15 protein-coding genes are annotated in these 17811 nt (G+C 61.2%); 13 read left to right on the forward strand and 2 right to left on the reverse strand.

The window, feature by feature from the left end; translation table 11 throughout:
• Positions 1-171: 171 nt before the first annotated feature.
• The 13 genes from ACQE3D_RS06210 to ACQE3D_RS06270 all read left to right on the forward strand — a co-directional run bounded on the left by ACQE3D_RS06210 (position 172) and on the right by ACQE3D_RS06270 (position 16025).
• Positions 172-1059 carry a DNRLRE domain-containing protein gene (locus tag ACQE3D_RS06210; protein ID WP_313728692.1) on the forward strand — a complete coding sequence of 296 codons (888 nt, stop codon included), beginning with the start codon at positions 172-174 and terminating at the stop codon, positions 1057-1059.
• Complete coding sequence (locus tag ACQE3D_RS06215; protein WP_313728690.1) at positions 1056-1973, forward strand: DNRLRE domain-containing protein; 918 nt, start codon at positions 1056-1058, stop codon at positions 1971-1973. The genes ACQE3D_RS06210 and ACQE3D_RS06215 overlap by 4 nt, the downstream gene beginning before the upstream one ends.
• A complete protein-coding gene (locus ACQE3D_RS06220; protein ID WP_064026671.1) occupies positions 1970-2869 on the forward strand; it encodes a VPLPA-CTERM sorting domain-containing protein in 900 nt (299 codons plus the stop codon). Before ACQE3D_RS06215 ends, ACQE3D_RS06220 begins: the two co-directional genes overlap by 4 nt.
• A 222-nt stretch (positions 2870-3091) precedes the next feature.
• On the forward strand, positions 3092-5371 hold the full coding sequence (locus ACQE3D_RS06225; RefSeq protein ID WP_313728688.1) for a cytochrome-c peroxidase: 2280 nt from the start codon (positions 3092-3094) through the stop codon (positions 5369-5371).
• 44 nt (positions 5372-5415) lie between these two features.
• Positions 5416-6177, forward strand: a complete 762-nt coding sequence (locus ACQE3D_RS06230; RefSeq protein WP_313728686.1) for a hypothetical protein — start codon at positions 5416-5418, stop codon at positions 6175-6177.
• A 67-nt stretch (positions 6178-6244) separates the two neighbouring features.
• A complete protein-coding gene (locus ACQE3D_RS06235) occupies positions 6245-6838 on the forward strand; it encodes a PEP-CTERM sorting domain-containing protein (RefSeq protein ID WP_313728685.1) in 594 nt (197 codons plus the stop codon).
• A 194-nt stretch (positions 6839-7032) separates the two neighbouring features.
• Positions 7033-7923 (forward strand): hypothetical protein, encoded by an 891-nt coding sequence (locus ACQE3D_RS06240; protein WP_313728684.1) that lies wholly within the window; start codon positions 7033-7035, stop codon positions 7921-7923.
• A gap of 202 nt (positions 7924-8125) precedes the next feature.
• Positions 8126-9979: a class I SAM-dependent methyltransferase gene (locus ACQE3D_RS06245; RefSeq protein WP_313728683.1), complete on the forward strand. Its 1854-nt coding sequence runs from the start codon at positions 8126-8128 to the stop codon at positions 9977-9979.
• A gap of 495 nt (positions 9980-10474) precedes the next feature.
• Positions 10475-11527 carry a hypothetical protein gene (locus tag ACQE3D_RS06250; RefSeq protein ID WP_313728682.1) on the forward strand — a complete coding sequence of 351 codons (1053 nt, stop codon included), beginning with the start codon at positions 10475-10477 and terminating at the stop codon, positions 11525-11527.
• The gene (locus ACQE3D_RS06255) at positions 11524-12426 is read left to right on the forward strand and encodes a hypothetical protein (protein ID WP_313728681.1); all 903 of its coding nucleotides are present in this window, start codon (positions 11524-11526) and stop codon (positions 12424-12426) included. Before ACQE3D_RS06250 ends, ACQE3D_RS06255 begins: the two co-directional genes overlap by 4 nt.
• Positions 12427-12438: 12 nt before the next feature.
• The gene (locus tag ACQE3D_RS06260; RefSeq protein WP_313728680.1) at positions 12439-14700 is read left to right on the forward strand and encodes a cytochrome c peroxidase; all 2262 of its coding nucleotides are present in this window, start codon (positions 12439-12441) and stop codon (positions 14698-14700) included.
• A gap of 151 nt (positions 14701-14851) precedes the next feature.
• Positions 14852-15259 carry a group III truncated hemoglobin gene (locus tag ACQE3D_RS06265; RefSeq protein ID WP_064025871.1) on the forward strand — a complete coding sequence of 136 codons (408 nt, stop codon included), beginning with the start codon at positions 14852-14854 and terminating at the stop codon, positions 15257-15259.
• 34 nt (positions 15260-15293) lie between these two features.
• Positions 15294-16025: a YkgJ family cysteine cluster protein gene (locus ACQE3D_RS06270; protein ID WP_313728679.1), complete on the forward strand. Its 732-nt coding sequence runs from the start codon at positions 15294-15296 to the stop codon at positions 16023-16025.
• Between the two features lie 105 nt (positions 16026-16130).
• Here the strand turns inward: ACQE3D_RS06270 and ACQE3D_RS06275 are convergent, their stop codons facing one another.
• Together ACQE3D_RS06275 and ACQE3D_RS06280 are read right to left on the reverse strand one after the other, a co-directional pair.
• The gene (locus ACQE3D_RS06275) at positions 16131-17177 is read right to left on the reverse strand and encodes an LLM class flavin-dependent oxidoreductase (protein WP_313728677.1); all 1047 of its coding nucleotides are present in this window, start codon (positions 17175-17177) and stop codon (positions 16131-16133) included.
• 10 nt (positions 17178-17187) lie between these two features.
• The gene (locus tag ACQE3D_RS06280) at positions 17188-17811 is read right to left on the reverse strand and encodes a hypothetical protein (RefSeq protein WP_313728675.1); all 624 of its coding nucleotides are present in this window, start codon (positions 17809-17811) and stop codon (positions 17188-17190) included.

Raw genomic sequence — 17811 nt, forward strand, 5'->3', positions numbered from 1 at the left:
AGTTTGAGGTTAAGCCGTTCGCCCTGAGTTTGTCGAAGGGCGAACGGTTAAGCCCGGTAGGTTAGACACATGCTGCTCGTGCGCTGGTGGGTTTGATGGTTAATGGTGGGCAACATTGCCCGCCCTACACCTTGGGCATTTTTAGGCAATTACATGAATAGAGGAGGCAACATGCAATGTCATTCAACCCGAAGGCGGGCGCCGCCCGGTTTGGCGTTCGCGGTTTTGGGTTTCGCGCTGGCCGGCTTGCCGGTGGCCGGTGTCGGGGCCGCCACCATCACCCTGGGGGCGGGCAAGGTCTCGACGATTTTCGAAAATCAGCCGACCCACAGTATCGGCAAGGGCCCGGCCGTGTTTATCGGCGGCGATGCCGACGGCTCGCCGCGGCGCGGTTTGATCGATTTCAATATCGCCGCCAATCTGCCGGCGACGGCGGTCATCACCGGTGTGGAGTTGACCTTGTATCTGGTCGATGTGGCCGGTGCCGGCGGGAGTGAAGATGCCACGCCGCGCACTATCGAACTGCATCGGTTGACCGGCAATTGGGCTCACGGTCCCACCGCTTTGGGCGTTACCCAAATCGAGGGCACCGACCAAGGGTTTCCGGCGATTCCTCCCAGCCCGACCTGGCTGGACCGGCGCTATTTACAAAACCAGCCTTGGGCCACGCCGGGCGGCGATTTCCAGCCATTGGCCAGCGCCAGCACCTTGGTCGGCCAGGCTATCGGCGCGGCCTATACCTGGGCTTCCACGCCGGAGCTGGTCGCCGATGTGCAGGCCATGCTGAACGCGCCGTCCACCAATAACGGTTGGGTATTGCTGAATGCCGACGAATGGAGTCCGGACACCTACCGGGTGTTTTACTCGCAAGCCTGGGACGACACCGCGTTGCGCCCGCGGCTAAAAATCAGCTACGAGCTGGCGGCCGTGCCGCTGCCGGCGGCAGTCTGGCTGTTCGGCGTCGGCTTGTTGGGCTTGGTCGGCACCCTGCGCCCTTCGACTAGCTCAGGGCGAACGGTATTTAAAGGCCGAGTTAATAACTCGGAGATGAAGTCATGAAGCTGCTGACACAGTTTTCCCGAACAGCGGCGGTGTGCCTGCTGCTAGCCGATTCGGCGGCGGTATCGGCGGCGGTCGTTACCCTGACGCCCAGCAAGGATGCGACGATTTTTGGTACCAGCATCAATCAAGGCCTGCCCAATTCGTCCGGCCAGGATTTGTTCAATCACAGCAATGGCGCTGGACCCGGCATGTTTGCCGGCGGTAACGGCCAATTCGCGCCGCATCGCGGGTTGATTGCCTTCGATATCGCGTCGCAAATACCGGCGGGCTCGGTGATTACCGGCGTGCAATTGACGCTGTACATCGGCATCGTCGCCGGTTCGGGCGGCGCGGCCGGACTCGGCGACCAAACGCCGCGAACCATGGATTTGTTTCGCCTGACCCGCGACTGGGGCGAAGGCATTACCGGCGGCAACGCCACGCAAATCGGCGGCACCGGCCAGGGCTTTCCGGCCAATCCCGGCGACGCCACCTGGAACGCCGCCGCTTACCGGCAAACGCCGTGGACCACGCCCGGCGGCGATTACGTCAATCGAGCCAGCGCCACGCTGGCGGTCGGCAGCGAGTTTGGTTCCGCGCAAACCTGGACGACTACACCGACCTTAGTCCAGGACGTACAAGCCTGGTTGGACGACCCTTCGAGCAATTTCGGCTGGATATTGATCAACCAGGACGAAGATCTCAAGCAAACTCATCGCGCCTTTTATACCAGCGAATGGACCGATCCGGCGCAGCGTCCGCAATTGCAGGTCAGTTATCAACCGGCGCCGGTTCCGGTACCCGCCGCCGCCTGGTTGTTCGGTACTTGCATCACCGGTTTGTTGAGCCTGACTCAGCGTAAGGCCGATGGGGCCGGCAAACCATCGGCTTTTATTTTTAATCGTTCAACTCAAACAGGAAAGAAACCATGAAAAAGCAGACAGTTTTAACGCTGACGGCGGCAATGCTGGTGTGGGGCCAAGGCGCTTGGGCGGCGATATTAACAGGGGGTACCGGCACGTTTACCGTTGCCAATGACGCGGGCAGATTCTACAGCTCCAGCGTCGATAGCAGCGGCAACGCCCTTTTAAACAGCAACCCCGGTTACCGGGATTTTACCTACAACTTTACCTTGGGCGGCGGCGGTTTGAATCAACTCAAGATCAACTCTTCCGCCACTTCGGGCCAAGCGGGACAGCTCGCGGGCACCGCCACTTCGGGCATCTACGACGGTAATTTTTGGGTCACCACCAACGGTGGTAAGGGTGGCAATGACGACATGATTCTGGCCGTGGCGCTAACGGGTCCGATTTCCAGCGATTTTGCGCTGACCATTCAGTCCAACGGTTATGTCGTCGCGCCAAACCAAACCACGAGACCGACGGTATCGGCCGGCAACTGGCAAACCAATGTCGTGAATGAAACCTTTTATGGATCGGACTTTATCTATGGCCCGATGACCAGTAGGCCCGCGTCGGTGTACCAGCCGCTCTATAACGGCCAAGATCCCGCTACCACGGGCGCGCTGATGTTCATCGATCTTGGCGTCGCCAACCGGGTCGGTAATCTGTCGGATCAAGTCGTTTTCAGCGTTACCGGTCTCTATGCCGAAAATGTGTTGGCGTTCAGCACGTATGCCTACGACCTTATCGGCGGCAACACGGTAGCCAATGCGATCGGCTGGACAACCCCCACCGCCTCAACCGGCTATACCGTCATAGGCGCCGGCGTCGCGCCCGTTCCGCTACCGGCGGCCGTTTGGTTATTCGGCGGCGCGGTGGCGGGCTTGGTCGGTTTTGGCCGCCGAAACGGGCGTCCGACGGTTTGAAGGTGGTTGTAGGATGCCGCCGAGCGCAGGCAAGGCGCATCGTTCGTGAGCGATGCGATTCCCCCGGTGCCGGCACATCCTACGAAACTGCTCAGGCTGAGCGGTCATTGCGTACCCCACCGGGCTAAAAATTCCCTCGCCTTTATGCTCGGTGGGTCTAAGGAAAAAAGGTTTTTTCAATGTTCAGAGATTCCCTTTAATAAATTAAATTTGGAATTGGCAATGCGTAAACAGCATCAATGGTACCCGTTTATTTTGGCCGGTTTGTTGGCCGCGACCGCAAGGATGGCAACGGCAGACGGCCCGCTGCCGGTGTCGCTGCGCGGCGTGCCTCTACCGCCGGTACCCGGCCTGCTGGACGGCGCTAATCCGATCGTGGTTGATAAAACTGCCGCGATCGCCTTGGGCAAGGCCTTGTTTTGGGATCGGAACGTCGGTTCCGACGGACAGGCCTGCGCCTCCTGTCACTTCAGCGCCGGCGCCGACGGCCGGCTCAAAAACCAAATCAATCCGGGACAAAATTCGGCGCAACCGGCCGGGCAAACCTTCGATGCCTTGCCGTCCGGCGCCGGCGGTCCCAATCACACGCTGGTGGCCGAGGACTTTCCGTTGCAACGCTTCGGCAATGTCACTGACAACAGCACGCTGATTTATAACACCGATGACGTGGCCGGCTCGGCCGGCAGCTTCGGCGGCGAGTTTCAAGGCACTTCGACCTTCAGTGGTGCCAACGACCAATGCCGGCGCGGCGCCAACGAGGTGTTTAACGTCGGCCACGTCGGTACCCGCAAGGTCACGCCGCGCAATGCGCCAACCGTGATTAACGCGGTGTTCAACCACCGCAACTTCTGGGACGGCCGCGCCAACAACAGCTTCAACGGCAGCAGTCCGTGGGGTCCGCGCGATCCGGATGCCGGCGTGTGGATCAAGCTCAATGCCAGGACCGTCGTCAAACAACGCTTGAATCTGATCAACTCGGCGCTGGCTTCGCAAGCGGTGGCGCCGCCGATTTTCAACGATGTGGAAATGGGCTGTCACGGCCGCACCTGGCCGGACATCGGCCGCAAATTGCTCAATCGCCAACCGCTGCAAAGTCAGCCGGTACATCCCCAAGACAGCGTGTTGGGCGGGTTAAGCAACAGCAGCGCCGGCAACTTGAAGCCGGGCTTGAAAACCACCTACAAAAACCTGGTCATCCAGGCTTTCAACTCCCAATATTGGGCTTACAGCGGTATCGGCAAATTCGGCGCCCCGGCTAACGGTGGCGTGGCCTACAACCAGATGGAAGCTAACTTCGCGATGTTTTTCGGCCTGGCGATTCAAATGTACGAATCGACCTTGGTATCCGACCAATCGCCGTTCGATATGAGCCCGCTCGACGCCAATCTAGCGCCGACCTGGAGCAATATCAGCGCCGCCACGCCGGCCGAAACCACCGCCAAGATCGCTTCGCTAAAACACGGCTTCAACCTATTCGTCAACAACCACTGCGGCCGCTGCCATATTGGCCCGACGATGAGTTTGGCGGCGGTGGCTACCAATGCCGCACTGTTGACACCGACGTCGAGCGCCAGCTTCGGTCCGCCGGCCACGCCGATAGGTTATGGTCCGGATGCGTTCGGCCCGTTCGCGGCAGCCACCTTGTCCGGCGCCACCGCGTCGGCCAGTCCGATCACCCGGGATCTAAACATTTTGATACAGCCCAGGTTGATGGACTTGGGCTTCGCCAATGTCGGTGCGACCAAGACTGATGCCGATCCCGGCCTGGCCGGCACCGATCCGTTTGGTAATCCCCTGTCTTACGCCGCGCAATACGTCGGTTATTTGCTCGCCGATACCGCGGCCGTCATCGATTTGCCTATCGAAAAAGTCCGGGCCTGCGATTTTCTGGCTCCGCTGGCGATCAATCAAGCACTGGACGACCCCGGTTACTTTTCCCAAGGCGACGGCTTGCAGGCCGACGGCAGCCGCGAGGGCGTGCTGCGTAGCTTGGGTTGCGCCAATCCGGATACCGCATTCATTCCGACACAGGCAGCCGCGCGGGCCGCCGCGAACGGCGCCAAGATGTCCGTTGCCACCGCCGGCGCGTTTAAGGTGCCGACGCTACGCAACGTCGAATTGACCGGACCTTACATGCACAACGGCGGCATGGCCACCTTGGCGCAGGTGATCGAGTTTTACGCCCGGCACGGCAATTTCGCCAACGACGCGCAGAACTTCAACTTGGGGGCCAGCTCGCGCGGCTTGGCGTCCGTCCAGAACATCGCCGACCTGAGCAATTTCCTGAAAGCGCTGACCGACGAACGGGTGCGCTACCAAAAAGCCCCGTTCGACCATCCGCAATTAACCGTCGCCCACGGCCACGTCGGCAACGATGTGCAAGTTGAAGCCGGCAATCCGCTGGGTGCCGATTTGGCCAAGGACGAAACGCTGACCTTGCCGGCGGTCGGCGCCGACGGCGCGGCCGTGCCGATTACCCCGTTTTTAGCGCCGCTGCCCTAAGGCTGGCCCGCGCGCGTATCGACTCCCAACATTCGGAAACCACTATGAAAACAGCGTTTTTTAGACCGCTAAACCTAGGCCTCGTATTGGCGCTAAGCCTGTGCCGGCTAAATTCTGCCCACGCATCCGCCAGCTACGACAGCATCGTCACGCTGAGCTACTCGATCGGCATTTTAGACAGCACCAACCCCACGGCCGGCGACAGGACGGGCTTGTCCATCCTCGGAACCTATCAGCAACCTAACGACGAATTCAGTTTTTATGCCAACGCCGCCGGCGACGGCACTTATCTGGCCAACAGCCCCAATCCGTCGGCAAGCGCCGTCGCCAGTCTATTCAACGGCTCGTTCGCGGTCAGCGGCAATGCCTACGAAGGTAGCGTCGATACCTGGCATACCGGACGGTTCGGTTTGGAGCTCAGCAATGCCGGACCTTATAGCTACGACTTGTCGATCACCCTGGATTACGCCTTGCGTGCCGCCGTCGACGGCGCGTTTGCGACCAGCGCGATCCTGTTCGACTACTGGGACGCCGCCGACCAGCTATCCGGCTCGGATTACAGCGCGGCGGCAAGCTTTGCCGGACAGCTACAGGATCAACAATCCGCCGCCGGCTCGGCTGTTTGGACATTCACGCTGGCACCGGGCGCAGCGATCGGCCTCTACGCCCAGGCCGGGATCGAATCCCACCTGACTTCCACGGTGCCGGTGCCGTTGCCGGCGGCCATCTGGTTGTTCGGCGGCACCTGCTTGGGTTGGGTTGGATTTAGCCGGGCTAGGGCGGCCTTTGCGACCGGCAAAGTCTAGCCGCGCACAGCTTTAGGCTTTCGTTACACCGATTTTTTTTAACGTTACCCAAAAAGGATGATTCATCATGAAAACTGTTAAACCCCGATCCAAAGCTTCGACCCTGGCGCTGGTTGCCGTTTTAGGCGCGGCCTCGTTCCCCGGCCAGGCCGCCATTGTCGAATATCAATTGAATTTGACCGACAAACATAACGGCGCCATCGGTAGCGGCGCCTTTATCTGGAATAGCGACAGCGAAATCATGACCTCGCTGAATTGGACCATCAACGGCCATAGCGGCTCGGTGTTGGATAGCGCCCTGGCTTCCACATACCGCAGCTACGATCCGCTGGCCAACACCTACGGCGAATTGTTCTACCGCTATTTCACCGCCCCGCAAGCCTTCCTCGTCGCCGAACTTGGCCTGACCGGCCATAGCGTCGGCATGATGCCCTACAACGTGTCCAGCGATTTCTTCGGCTTCGTCGGTTTCGGCGCGGAAAAAACCAGCAGCGCCGGCACCTATCTGTTCTACGACAAAAATTGGAGCGTCAACACCGAGGGCTATCTGACCGCCACCGTGGTACCGGTACCGGCGGCGGTTTGGTTGTTTGGTGGCGCTTTGACCGGCTGGTTTGGCTTTAGTCGGCGCAGGGCCGTGATTGCGACTAGCGAGGGCTAATCGCGCGCACGGAGGATAACCGTCTCGGCCAACGGTTGGGATAGCCAAGGTCAAGGGAAGCTGCGGCCGTGCCGCGCACAAGGAAGACGCGGGGCGGGCGGCCAGGGTAGGCCGGCCAACCCGAATCCGCCGCCGCGCTCGAACGCGGCGCGATAGGCTTTTAACCGATTCAACTTTTAATCCATAGGTCATTCATGAACACATTGCGATTCAAACAAGCCGAACTGGCGCTCGCCGTCGGGGCGGTGCTGATAGGGCACACCGGTCTGGCCGCCGCCAGCACCTTAAGTGTGGAAGCCACGGCCGACACCTTTTTGACCAACTACACCTTACAAGCCGACTCCGACATGTCCAGCTACGGCGCGATGATGATTTCCTCGCCGCAAGCCGACTTGGTACAAGGCATCTCCCAGGTCCGCACCATGGAAAATCTGGTGTCGTATAACAGCGCCTCCATCAAGTCCGGCTTCGACAGCCAATTCGGCGCCGGCAACTGGCACGTCACCGACGTGCAACTGAAGTGGTACACCAACTTCGACGTGCAAGGCGTGCCGGCCAACAACAACCAATTCAACGTCCCGCACGCCGGTTACTTCGGCGTGTCCTATTTCAGTAACGACAGCTGGTTCAATCCCGCCACCGCCGGCCCTACCGGTTTGACCGTGAGCACGCCGAAAGTGACCTGGAATTCGGTGTACAACGGCGGCGCCTGGAGCAGTCTGTTCTCCGGCCAGCAAGCCTTGGGCACCTTTTACTATCCGACCGGTAATTCCAACGGCACCACCGACTGCGTTTCCCAACAATGCGCGCCGCGCTATTGGGATCTCAGCCTGGATGCGACCATGGTTGCCGACATCATGGCCGGCGGCTATCTGTCCTTCCACGGTTACGCCGCCGACGATCAAGTGGTTTATTTGGTTAACCAGTTGACCAAGCCCGGTGCTCATCCGCAAATCTTCGTCAGCGCCGAAGCGGGTCCGGCCGCCGTGCCGCTACCCGGCGCGGCATGGTTGTTCATCGGGCCGGCGTTATCGTTCCTGGGTCTGACCAAACGCAAGTTCACCGCCGGCTCGGTTCGCGCTTAGCGCCGTCCGACCTCCCAGCCGCCGCCATGCGCACCGTTCCGGTAACGACCCAACGCTCGAGCCGCGCCAAAACCGCCCGCCGGCGGTTTTGTTCGCGGCCCCGCGCGGCGGTCCTAGCCATCGGCGGCTCGATTTTCTCCAACCTACGGCAGCGCTTGCCGCAAGCGCTGCCGAGCTATCCCGGCCTTGAGGAGCGGCGACCATGAGCCGCAATCCGGTCTTTATCGCTTGGGACGCGGCATTCGCCGACGCCTCGCTGGCGATACGCCAACAACGTTACGCCCAGGCGCTGGCAGTGTTGCGTCCGCTAATCGGAGACGCCGCGCGCAAAGCCAAGCAGTGGCCGCCGTATCGCCACGCGCTGGCCGGCTATGCCCTGGCCCTTTATCGACACGGCGAGGTTAACGAAGCCTTGCTGCAACAAAGCCGCTTGCTGCTGCTGACGCCCAACGACGCCGAAGCTCGCGGCAACTTGTTGCTGTTATTACAAACCGAAGCCATCGAATTCCCCGATTCCGCCGAATTCCGCCGGGTATTGCACGGCGTGCTCAGCCAAACCGAACTGAGCGATTACGCGGTGCCGGCCTGCCGCGCCTTGCTGGCCGACGCCGCCTTCCGCCAGGCCTTGCGACGGTTGCGCGGCGACGATGCCGAAGTCGTCACCGCCTTGCGCCAGGGCCGCTTGCGTCCGCTGCTGCAAGCGCCGTTATTGCAATTGCTGCTGCGTAACACCTTGATACCGCAGCCTGACTTCGAACTGGCCTTGCGCCGCCTGCGCAAGGCGCTGTTGATGCACTACACCGCTGACCCGCACCGCCCGCCGCAAACCGGCAAGGCCGACTGGGACTTCATCGCCGCGCTGGCGCAGTATCAATGGCTGACCGAATACGCTTTCGCCGAAGACCCGGAAGAAAGCCAACGGCTGGCCGCGCTGGCGCTGCAGCTGCAAGCCGGCCGCGATCGTCCGGCCGAACCCGCCTGGCAATCGGCGCTGACTTATTTTGCGTTGTACCGCTCCGGCCTGGATTTGGCCGATAGTCGGTCACTGTTTTGCCAATCGTCCGTCAGTTGGAAGCCCCATCTGCAAGCTCTGGTTCGCGAATGGCAAGCCTGTTTGCGCGAGCGCACATTGGCGGCAACCGTCGAACGCCTCACCGACATCGCCGACCCGGTGTCCGAACAAGTCCGCCGTCAATACGAAGAACATCCCTTTCCGCGCTGGCGGCAAGACCCGCAAGCCCGCCAAGTGCAAAGCGCCGGCCAATGGCTGCGCGGCCTTGCCCCCGATTTGGCGCTGTCCGCCGATTTCGACGGCGACATCGCGGTACTGACCGCCGGCTGCGGCACCGGCTTGGAACCGATTTCGCTAACCCGGCAAATTCGTATCGGCCGTTATCTGGCGCTGGATCTCAGCCGAGCCAGCCTGAGCTATGCCCTGCGCATGGCCGGCGAACTGGGCCTGCGAGACCGCATCGATTTCAAACAAGCCGACCTGACCCGGCTCGACGGCTACCCGGAACGTTTCGACCTGATTACCGCCAGCGGCGTGCTGCACCACCTGGCCGAACCGCTGCACGGCTGGCGCATCCTCTGCAATCTATTGAAGCCCGGCGGGGTGATGTTGGTCAGTTTATACAGCGAAGCGGCGCGGCGGCCGGTCGCCGCCGCCCGGCAACTGATCGCCGCCAACGGCTGGCAAGCCGAGCCGGATCGCATGCGCCAACTGCGCCAAGCCATACTCGCCGGCGACTACCCGGAACTCGCGCCGCTGTTGCAATGGCGCGACTTTTACAACCTCGGCATGTTCCGCGACTTGGTGTTTCACGCTTGCGAGCATCGCTTCACGCTGCCGCAAATCGCCGCGCAACTGCGACAACTCAATTTGCGCTTCATTGCCATGCGCGGCCTGCCGCCGGCCTTGAACGCCTTGTACCACGCCGACTATCCGCACGACCCTAACGGCAGCGACTTGGCCAATTGGGCTAGCTTCGAAGCCCGCCATCCAAACGCCTTTCGTTCGATGTATGGATTGTTGCTGCAAAAACCGCCGCCGTGACCAAGCGGGCCAGCTTGCGGAACCGACGCACGAGGCTCCTCGACGCGGTTTTGTCCCATCTACCTCGGGAAGAGCGCTAGGAAGATGAGGAGCCAATCGCGTTGGTGGCTGTAAACCTCGGCAGCGAAAACCGGGGCGTGGGGAGAGAAAAGGCATTTCGACCGGATCAAGGAGGGGGTTGGCGATGGTTAGTGAACCGGGAACTTGCACTGATCGGCTCTTGGTGGGTTGCAGGGTTTTGCCGCTGCTCATTGCCGTCATACCGGCGCTGACCGCCGGTATTCAGCACACATGGAGGTGAAGGGCTTGCGCTTATTGGGTTCCGGCATCCCGTTGTGCCCTATAGGTAGGCCGAACGACGTGTATTCCGTTAACTCAATGGTCGCCGTTCCGCTTTGCGATTGAAAGGCTAGATACGTTACGCGCTTGGATGATTCCGCGTTTTATGCCCGTTAGCTAATTGGCGGAAATTTTAATAAATCGATGAGGAAACTTATGCAACACAAGCTGTTTAAACAATCCGCCTCGGCAACGCTGGCGGCGTTGCTGGCCGGGCCGTTCGGCGCCGCCAGTGCCGGGACGTTGAGCCTCGATTCGGTCGCCGATACCTATCTGAACAGCGATCCCGTGCTGTCCAATCGGGATTGGTCCAATTTCGGGGCGATGGGGATTTCGGCGAATCTGGCCAATCCGGCAAAGGGCATGACCACGCCCAGAACCATGGACGCGCTGATTGCTTACGACACGGCGGCGATCAAATCCGGTTTCGATGCCGAATTCGGCGCCGGCAACTGGCACGTCACCGACGTCAAGGTGAAGTGGTATTCCAATTACGACATCCTCGGCGTGGCCCCTACCAACCCTCAGCTGAATGTACCGGCCGCCGGTGCGTTCCATATTTCGTTGTTGACCGATAACGGCTGGTTCGACGCGGCCAGTGCCGGCGACAAGGGTTTTGCCAATACCGATTTGAATTGGGATTCGGTGTTCGGTGCCGGCGGCAAGTACGGCAAATTGCTGGATGGCGCGCAAGTACTGGGCACCTACAGCTACGGCGGCGGCAATTTCAACGGCGGTAACAATTGTCTGAACGAGGTCTGCGCGCCGCGTTTCTGGGATTTGGGCGCCAATGCCGATCTGTACGACAGCATCGCCAACGGCGGCTTCGTGTCGCTGTTCGGTTCGGCGGCGGACAGCAACGTGAGCTACATCGTCAGCCAACGCAGCGCCGCCGGCGCGCATCCGCAATTGTTCGTCAGGGCGGCGGCGGGCGTTGCCGCCGTGCCGCTGCCGGCCGGGCTTAGTCTGTTTTTGAGCGGGGGCTTGTCCCTACTGGGAATCGGCCGTCGCCGTGGGCCGCTCGTGCCGAGCAAAGTCCAAGTAGGACCGGCCCACAACGCGCCCACCCTCTGGGCGAACGAAAAATCCCGCTCGCCCTTCGACAAGGCTCTCCCGAGTGCAGCCGAAGGGCTGAGGACGAACGGGGTGTTGTATAGACCAACTGCACTTTCTAGGATCATTTCAAACACGTTGGAGCGATGCTCATGAACCTACTTTCCCTTCGCCGCGCCGCGCTGGCGGCCAGCTTGGCCGTGATATTCGCCGGCCAAACCGGAACCGCCTCGGCCGCCACCACGCTGAACATCGACGCGGTCGCCGACACCTTCCTTTCCAGCGACCCGGACTATGCCAATCGCGATATGTCGGCGTTCGGGGCGATGCAGATTTCCGCCGACTTGCCGGATTACGTGCAGGGCATCATGTACCCGCGTACCTTGGATTTACTGGTGGCTTACGATACGGCGGCGATCAAGGCCGGCTTCGATAGCCAATACGGTGTCGGCAACTGGCATGTCACCGACGTGCGGGTCAAGTGGTACAGCAATTTCGACATCCTCGGCGTGCCCGCGCACAATCCGCAGTTCAACGTGCCGGCCGCCGGGGTTTTCAATATTTCGCTGCTCGCGAACAATGGCTGGTTCGATAAACAGGCGGCCGGCCCGTTGGGTTTGGCCAATAACGATTTGAATTGGAATTCGGTGTTCGGCGCCGGCGGCAAGTACGCTAACTTGCTGGACGGCATCCAAACCTTGGGCACCTACAGCTATACCGGCGGTGATTTCAACGGCACCAACAATTGCAGCAACGACGTTTGCGCACCGCGCTTCTGGGATTTGGGCGACAGCGCCGATCTGCTGAACATCGTCGCCGGCGGCGGCACCGTGTCGCTGTTCGGTTCGGCGGCGGACGCCAATGCCACCTATCTGGTCAATCAGCTCACCAAGCCGGGCGGACATTCGCAAATTTTCGTCAGCGCGGAGGCCGGCCCCGCCGCGGTGCCGTTGCCGGCCGGCGTTTGGTTGTTCCTGAGCGGCGCTTTGCCGTTAATGGCCGGTTGGCGGAGCCAATCCGCCGGCCGCGTTCTTGCGGTTCGAGACGACGATTAAAGCGAGGCGGTCATGCGAGTCATTCCTTTAGTCATGTTGGCCGGCGCTTTGTTGGCGGCACAAGCGGCGCTGGCGATAGGCCCGGTGCCGGTATCCTTGCGCAACGTGCCGATACCGCCGGTGCCGGGCCTGCTGGACGGCGCCGCGCCCATCGTCGTCGATAAAAACGCCGCGATCGCGTTGGGCAAGGCCTTGTTCTGGGATCAGGCGGTCGGCAGCGACGGTCAGGCCTGCGCGTCCTGCCATTTCCACGCCGGCGCCGACGGGCGGGTCAAAAATCAGCTCAATCCTGGTGGGAACAGTGTCCATGCTAGCGGCCGGACATTCGATACCCTGCCTTCCGGTGGCGGCGGTCCGAATCACACGCTCAGCCTGGACGACTTTCCGTTGCATCAATTCAGCAATCCGGCCGACAACACCAGCCGGGTGGTGTTCAGCAGCGACGACGTGGTCGGCTCCGCCGGCAGTTTTAGCGGGCAATATCAAAGCGTATCGCAATTCGGTTCGGCCAACGATCGATGCGCGCGCTCCGCCGATCCGCTGTTCAAGGTCGGTTCGGTCGGTACCCGGCAAACCACGGCCCGCAACGCGCCCAGCGTGATCAACGCGGTGTTCAACCACCGCAGTTTTTGGGACGGCCGCGCCAATAATATTTTCAACGGCAGCAGCCCGTGGGGCGAGCGCGATCCGGACGCCGGCGTCTGGGTGAAAATGAATGCCAAAACCGTCGCCAAGCAACGGCTGCACTTGGTCAATGCTTCGTTGGCCTCGCAGGCGGTCGCGCCGCCGACCAACAGCGCCGAAATGAGCTGCGACGGCCGACATTGGCAGGACATAGGCCGCAAGGTGTTGTCGCGGCAAGTGTTGCGCGACCAACTGGTGCATCCCCAGGATAGCGTGTTGGGCGCGATGAGTCTGGCCGCGAACCGGAAGCCGGGCTTGAATACGACTTACCGCAATCTGGTCACCCGCGCCTTTGCTTCGCGCTATTGGTCCTACAGCGGCACCGGTCCGTTCGGCGCGCCGGTCGGCGGCGGCTTGCCTTACAACCAGATCGAGGCCAATTTCGCGATGTTCTTCGGTTTGGCCATACAGTTGTACGAATCGACCTTGATCTCCGACCTGGCGCCGTTCGATCTCAGCCCGATCGACGCCAACATGAAACCGACTTGGAGCAACGTCGCCGCCGCCACGCCGGCGGAAACCCAGGCCTTGGTGGCCTCGTTAAAAAACGGCGTGGAATTGTTCGTGAACAATCATTGCAATCTGTGCCATGCCGGCCCGGCGTTTAGTTTGGCGGCGGTGGCGGCCAATGCGGCGTTGTTGACGCCGACGCCCGGCGCCAGCTTCGGTCCCCCGGATACGCCAATCGCCTTCGGTCCGAATGCCTTCGGCCCGTTCGGCGCCGCCGCCAAGGGCGGCATCAATCGCTACGGCAATATCGTCACCCGCGACACAAACATTCAGCAGTTACCGAAATTCATGGACTTGGGCTACGCCAATAACGGCGCCGTCGATGTGGAAGACGATCCCGGCGTCGGCGGCACGGACGATTTCGGTAATCCCTTGTCCTATAGCGCGCAATATGTCGAGTATTTGTTGGGCAACGCGACGGGCTTGCTCGATCCGGGCGTGAACAGCATCCGCGCCTGCGATTTTATCAGCCCGCTGGCCTATAACGTTGCGGTGAATCTGCCCAATGTATTTTTGCCTAGCGACGGCTTGCAGGCCGACGGTAGCCGCGAAGGCGTGTTGCGCAATCAAAACTGCACGAATGCGGTGACGGCTTATATCCCCACTCCGGCCGCCGCGCTAGCCAATTTGTCCGCCAGTAAAATGGCCGTGGCAACCCACGGCGCGTTCAAAGTGCCGACCTTGCGCAACGTGGAATTGACCGGCCCTTATATGCATAACGGCGGCATGGCGACTCTACGGCAAGTGATCGAGTTTTATAGCCGGCACGGCAATTTCAGCAGCGATAGCCTGCATTTTCATCTGGCCGGTTTTTCGACGTTGACGACGACGGAACAAAATGTCACCGATCTGACTAACTTTTTGCTCTCGTTGACCGACGAGCGGGTCAGATACCAAAGGGCGCCGTTCGATCATCCTCAGCTCATCGTCGCCCACGGCCACCTCGGCGGCGACCTGCAAGTCCAAGCCGGCCACGTCTTGGGCGCAAACTTGGGCAAAGACGAGCTGCTGGCGATTCCGGCGGTCGGCGCCAACGGCTCTTCGGCACTGATCGCCCCATTTTCGGATCCGCGACCATGACCGACCGGAATGAGCAAGGTAATAGAGCGAACCCTTGCCATCAACGCCGGCGCCGTTTTCAGGAGAACGGGCCGCGAGCTAGACGCTTATCCGCCTTGGGTGCCGGCGCGGAGGGTGTGAATGCAGTTACGATTATTGGGAGGAGCTTGTCATGCAAAACGAAGATTTAATCGCGACCGAGAGCCAGATCGCCGATCTGGTACGGGTGTTTTACGAGCGGGCCAGCGCCGACTCGCGCCTGAAAGGTATTTTTGACGGCGTCATTGACGATTGGGACGCCCATCACCGAGTCGTCGAGAACTTTTGGTCGCGCACCCTGCTGGCTACCGACCGTTACCACGGCAGCCCGTATCCGGTGCATGCGCGCTTACCCATACAAATCGAAGACTTCGATATTTGGCTGGCGTATTTTCGGCCCGTTGCCCGGGAAGTACTGCCGCCGGCCGCGGCCGAGCAAGCCATCGCTCGCGCCGAACACATGGCGGAGAGTTTCAAGACCGGGATGTTTTTCGACTACACCCCGGCTAAAACCACGTCATGCCTGAAACCGGGCGATTGAGGCGACGGACGATGGACGCCGTAAAGGAGCAGGCATGCGGACTGAAGACGCTTTAGGCTTTTACGCGGCCCAGGCTCAAGCCTTTGCCGAGACGCTGGCCCGCTTTCGCGGCGGCGATTTGATCGGCGCGATATTGACCCAAGCGTTTTCCAGTTTCGACGGCAACGTCGGGTTCGAGGCCGGCGATTATCCGCCGGTCGATTGCGACAAGGGCTGCGCTACCTGCTGCACGTTGCGGGTCACCGCGACCGCACCGGAAGTGCTGTTAATCGAACGCTTTATTCGCCACGGTCAAGCGCGCGGCCGGGAATTGAATTTGGCGAAACGGGTGGTCAAGGCCAATGCGGAAACCGCCGGTCTGGACGAGGCCCGGCGGGTGGCCTTGCGTCGGCGCTGCCCGTTTTTGGAACGCGGCGTGTGCATGATTTATCCGGTTCGGCCCTTGGCCTGCCGCGGCCATGCCTGCTACGACCGCAAGGCCTGCGTCGTCGCGGCGAAAGGGCGGATTACCGAAATACCTTATTCCGAGCCGCATCGTCAGTTTCGAAGTTTGATTCAAAACGCCTTGCAGTCGACGTTACGCGATGCCGGTTACGGCTGGGGTTTGTATGAGCTGAACCACGCCGTGACCCTGGCGCTGGCGGATGCCGCGAATCCGGAACGCTGGTTGGCCGGCGAAAATTTGTGGCCCGGCGCGGCGATTAGCGACGTGGCGCCGGCGGACATGGCCGCTGCCTTCGATCGCTTAAAGCGGATGACGGAGTAGTTGTTTGGCCTGGCTGCGCCGGGTGTTGAGAGGATTTATGGCGGAGAATCCTTGAGCGTCAGTTGCTGGGCCGCAGGTACCGAGCAATAGACGGCTGTCGCCGTATCAGACCTTGGCCAGGTCGAGATGCCCGGAGATCAAGCTCAATGCGGCGCGGTTGGCGAGCGGATCGTAGGAAGCGGGTTTCAAGATCAAGGTATGCGGACCCAGCGCATGGTGCAGTGCCCGGATTTTATCCAGACATTCCGCGACGTCGCCGACGATGGCGTTCGCCAGGATGCGTTCCTCGGCAAACACTTCGGCTTCGACGCCGAACGGCAGTTCCGCCGATCCGCTTTGCGCGGCGCGTTGGATTGCCGCGCCCATGTTGCGGGCGAAATCGCGGACGAAGGGCAAGGCGGCGTCGATCGCCGCGTGCCGATGTTCGGCGCAAAAAAAGTAACGCGACAATACGAAGGGCGGCGCGGTTCGCGCGGCGCGGGCGCGGTAGGCCGCCAGCGCGGTTTGTAGCTTTTCCACCGGTGCGGCCGACGCCCCCATCAGTCCGTAACCGCGCGTGGCGGCCAGCGCGATACTTTCCGGCGACAGGGCGGCCAGCCAGATTGGAATTCGGGATTGCCTTGGGCGAGGGTAGATCGACACTTGTTGGTAGCGGTAATAACGGCCGTCGAAATCGACGTTCTCTTCGGTCAGCAATTTCTCCAGCAAAAGCGCGCCCTCCAACAAGCGCTCGCGGCTCGTCGCCTGATCGACGCCGAAATGTTGAAATTGCAGCGGAAACGGTCCGCCGCGCGCGACGCCTAACAGCAAGCGGCCGCCGGAGAGCGCATCGACGGTGGCGGCGTCTTCGGCAACTTGCAAAATATCGCGCATTGGCAGCAGTACCGCCGCGCTGCCGAGCCGGATCGTCGTGGTGGCGGCCGCCAGATAGCTCAAAAGCGGAAAGATCGCCGCGCTGACGCTGAAGGGGTTGAAATGGTGCTCGGTGATCCAGGCTTCGGCGAATCCCAGGCGTTCGGCATGCTGGACCGTCAGCACGCTTTCCCGCAGGGCTTCGGCACAGAAACCGCCGCCCGGATTCTCGAAATTGGCGAACAGGCCGAAGCGCATGGCTTGTTGATCGGCGGACGTCGAAAGCGGTTCGGTGTTCACGGCCAATCCCTTAGACGGCGACGGCCGCGACCCGTCGTTGCAAAGCCAGAGCGTCGGCCAATTCGGTGGCCGCGCCGGCCAGAGGGATGCGGCGCGGTGCCGCGCGCATCGTGCGCCGGTTGATCACGCGTATCGACAACGATTCCACCCAATTCCAGTATTCCTCTCTAACCTCGTCCGGAAAACCGACGTCGTCGAAGGCCGACAACAGTTGCGCCAGCCAAATCTCGCGGGCCAGTTCGTCTATCGTAAACGGAAAATGCCGGGAGCGCATGCAGGTATGACCGTGGTTGGCGGTAAACAAGGCCGGACCGCCGGTCGCTTCGACGATGAAATCGGCGGTTTTTTCGACGCCGGCCGCGAAGCGCGCGGGATCTTTCGGAAACAAATGTCCGATCGGCGTATTCAACAAGCGTTGGTGATGGCGGCGGACCAACGCTCTGAGCAGGCTTGCGCCGGCCACTTCGAAAACCCGCCGGGACGGAAACGGCACGGCCGGAAACTCCAGGCCGGTGGAAGCCGGCTTCCAGCGCACCTCGTCACCGACCTCCATCGGGCCGGAGGCGGCATGGCAATCGGCGTTCGACTCGCCGGCGGGTGCCGGCGACGCTGAATCAAAGTCGGATGCGGTCAT

The organism is Methylomonas sp. MS20 (assembly GCF_050275925.1).
In the GTDB taxonomy this organism is placed as follows: domain Bacteria; phylum Pseudomonadota; class Gammaproteobacteria; order Methylococcales; family Methylomonadaceae; genus Methylomonas; species Methylomonas koyamae_A.

Coding starts and splice junctions, on each gene's coding strand:
- ACQE3D_RS06235 (WP_313728685.1), top strand. CDS start 6,245: ATGAAAACTGTTAAACCCCGATCCAAAGCTTCGACCCTGGCGCTGGTT.
- ACQE3D_RS06245 (WP_313728683.1), top strand. CDS start 8,126: ATGAGCCGCAATCCGGTCTTTATCGCTTGGGACGCGGCATTCGCCGAC.
- ACQE3D_RS06260 (WP_313728680.1), top strand. CDS start 12,439: ATGCGAGTCATTCCTTTAGTCATGTTGGCCGGCGCTTTGTTGGCGGCA.
- ACQE3D_RS06265 (WP_064025871.1), top strand. CDS start 14,852: ATGCAAAACGAAGATTTAATCGCGACCGAGAGCCAGATCGCCGATCTG.
- ACQE3D_RS06220 (WP_064026671.1), top strand. CDS start 1,970: ATGAAAAAGCAGACAGTTTTAACGCTGACGGCGGCAATGCTGGTGTGG.
- ACQE3D_RS06255 (WP_313728681.1), top strand. CDS start 11,524: ATGAACCTACTTTCCCTTCGCCGCGCCGCGCTGGCGGCCAGCTTGGCC.
- ACQE3D_RS06250 (WP_313728682.1), top strand. CDS start 10,475: ATGCAACACAAGCTGTTTAAACAATCCGCCTCGGCAACGCTGGCGGCG.
- ACQE3D_RS06210 (WP_313728692.1), top strand. CDS start 172: ATGCAATGTCATTCAACCCGAAGGCGGGCGCCGCCCGGTTTGGCGTTC.
- ACQE3D_RS06230 (WP_313728686.1), top strand. CDS start 5,416: ATGAAAACAGCGTTTTTTAGACCGCTAAACCTAGGCCTCGTATTGGCG.
- ACQE3D_RS06240 (WP_313728684.1), top strand. CDS start 7,033: ATGAACACATTGCGATTCAAACAAGCCGAACTGGCGCTCGCCGTCGGG.
- ACQE3D_RS06270 (WP_313728679.1), top strand. CDS start 15,294: ATGCGGACTGAAGACGCTTTAGGCTTTTACGCGGCCCAGGCTCAAGCC.
- ACQE3D_RS06215 (WP_313728690.1), top strand. CDS start 1,056: ATGAAGCTGCTGACACAGTTTTCCCGAACAGCGGCGGTGTGCCTGCTG.
- ACQE3D_RS06280 (WP_313728675.1), bottom strand. CDS start 17,811: ATGACCGCATCCGACTTTGATTCAGCGTCGCCGGCACCCGCCGGCGAG.
- ACQE3D_RS06225 (WP_313728688.1), top strand. CDS start 3,092: ATGCGTAAACAGCATCAATGGTACCCGTTTATTTTGGCCGGTTTGTTG.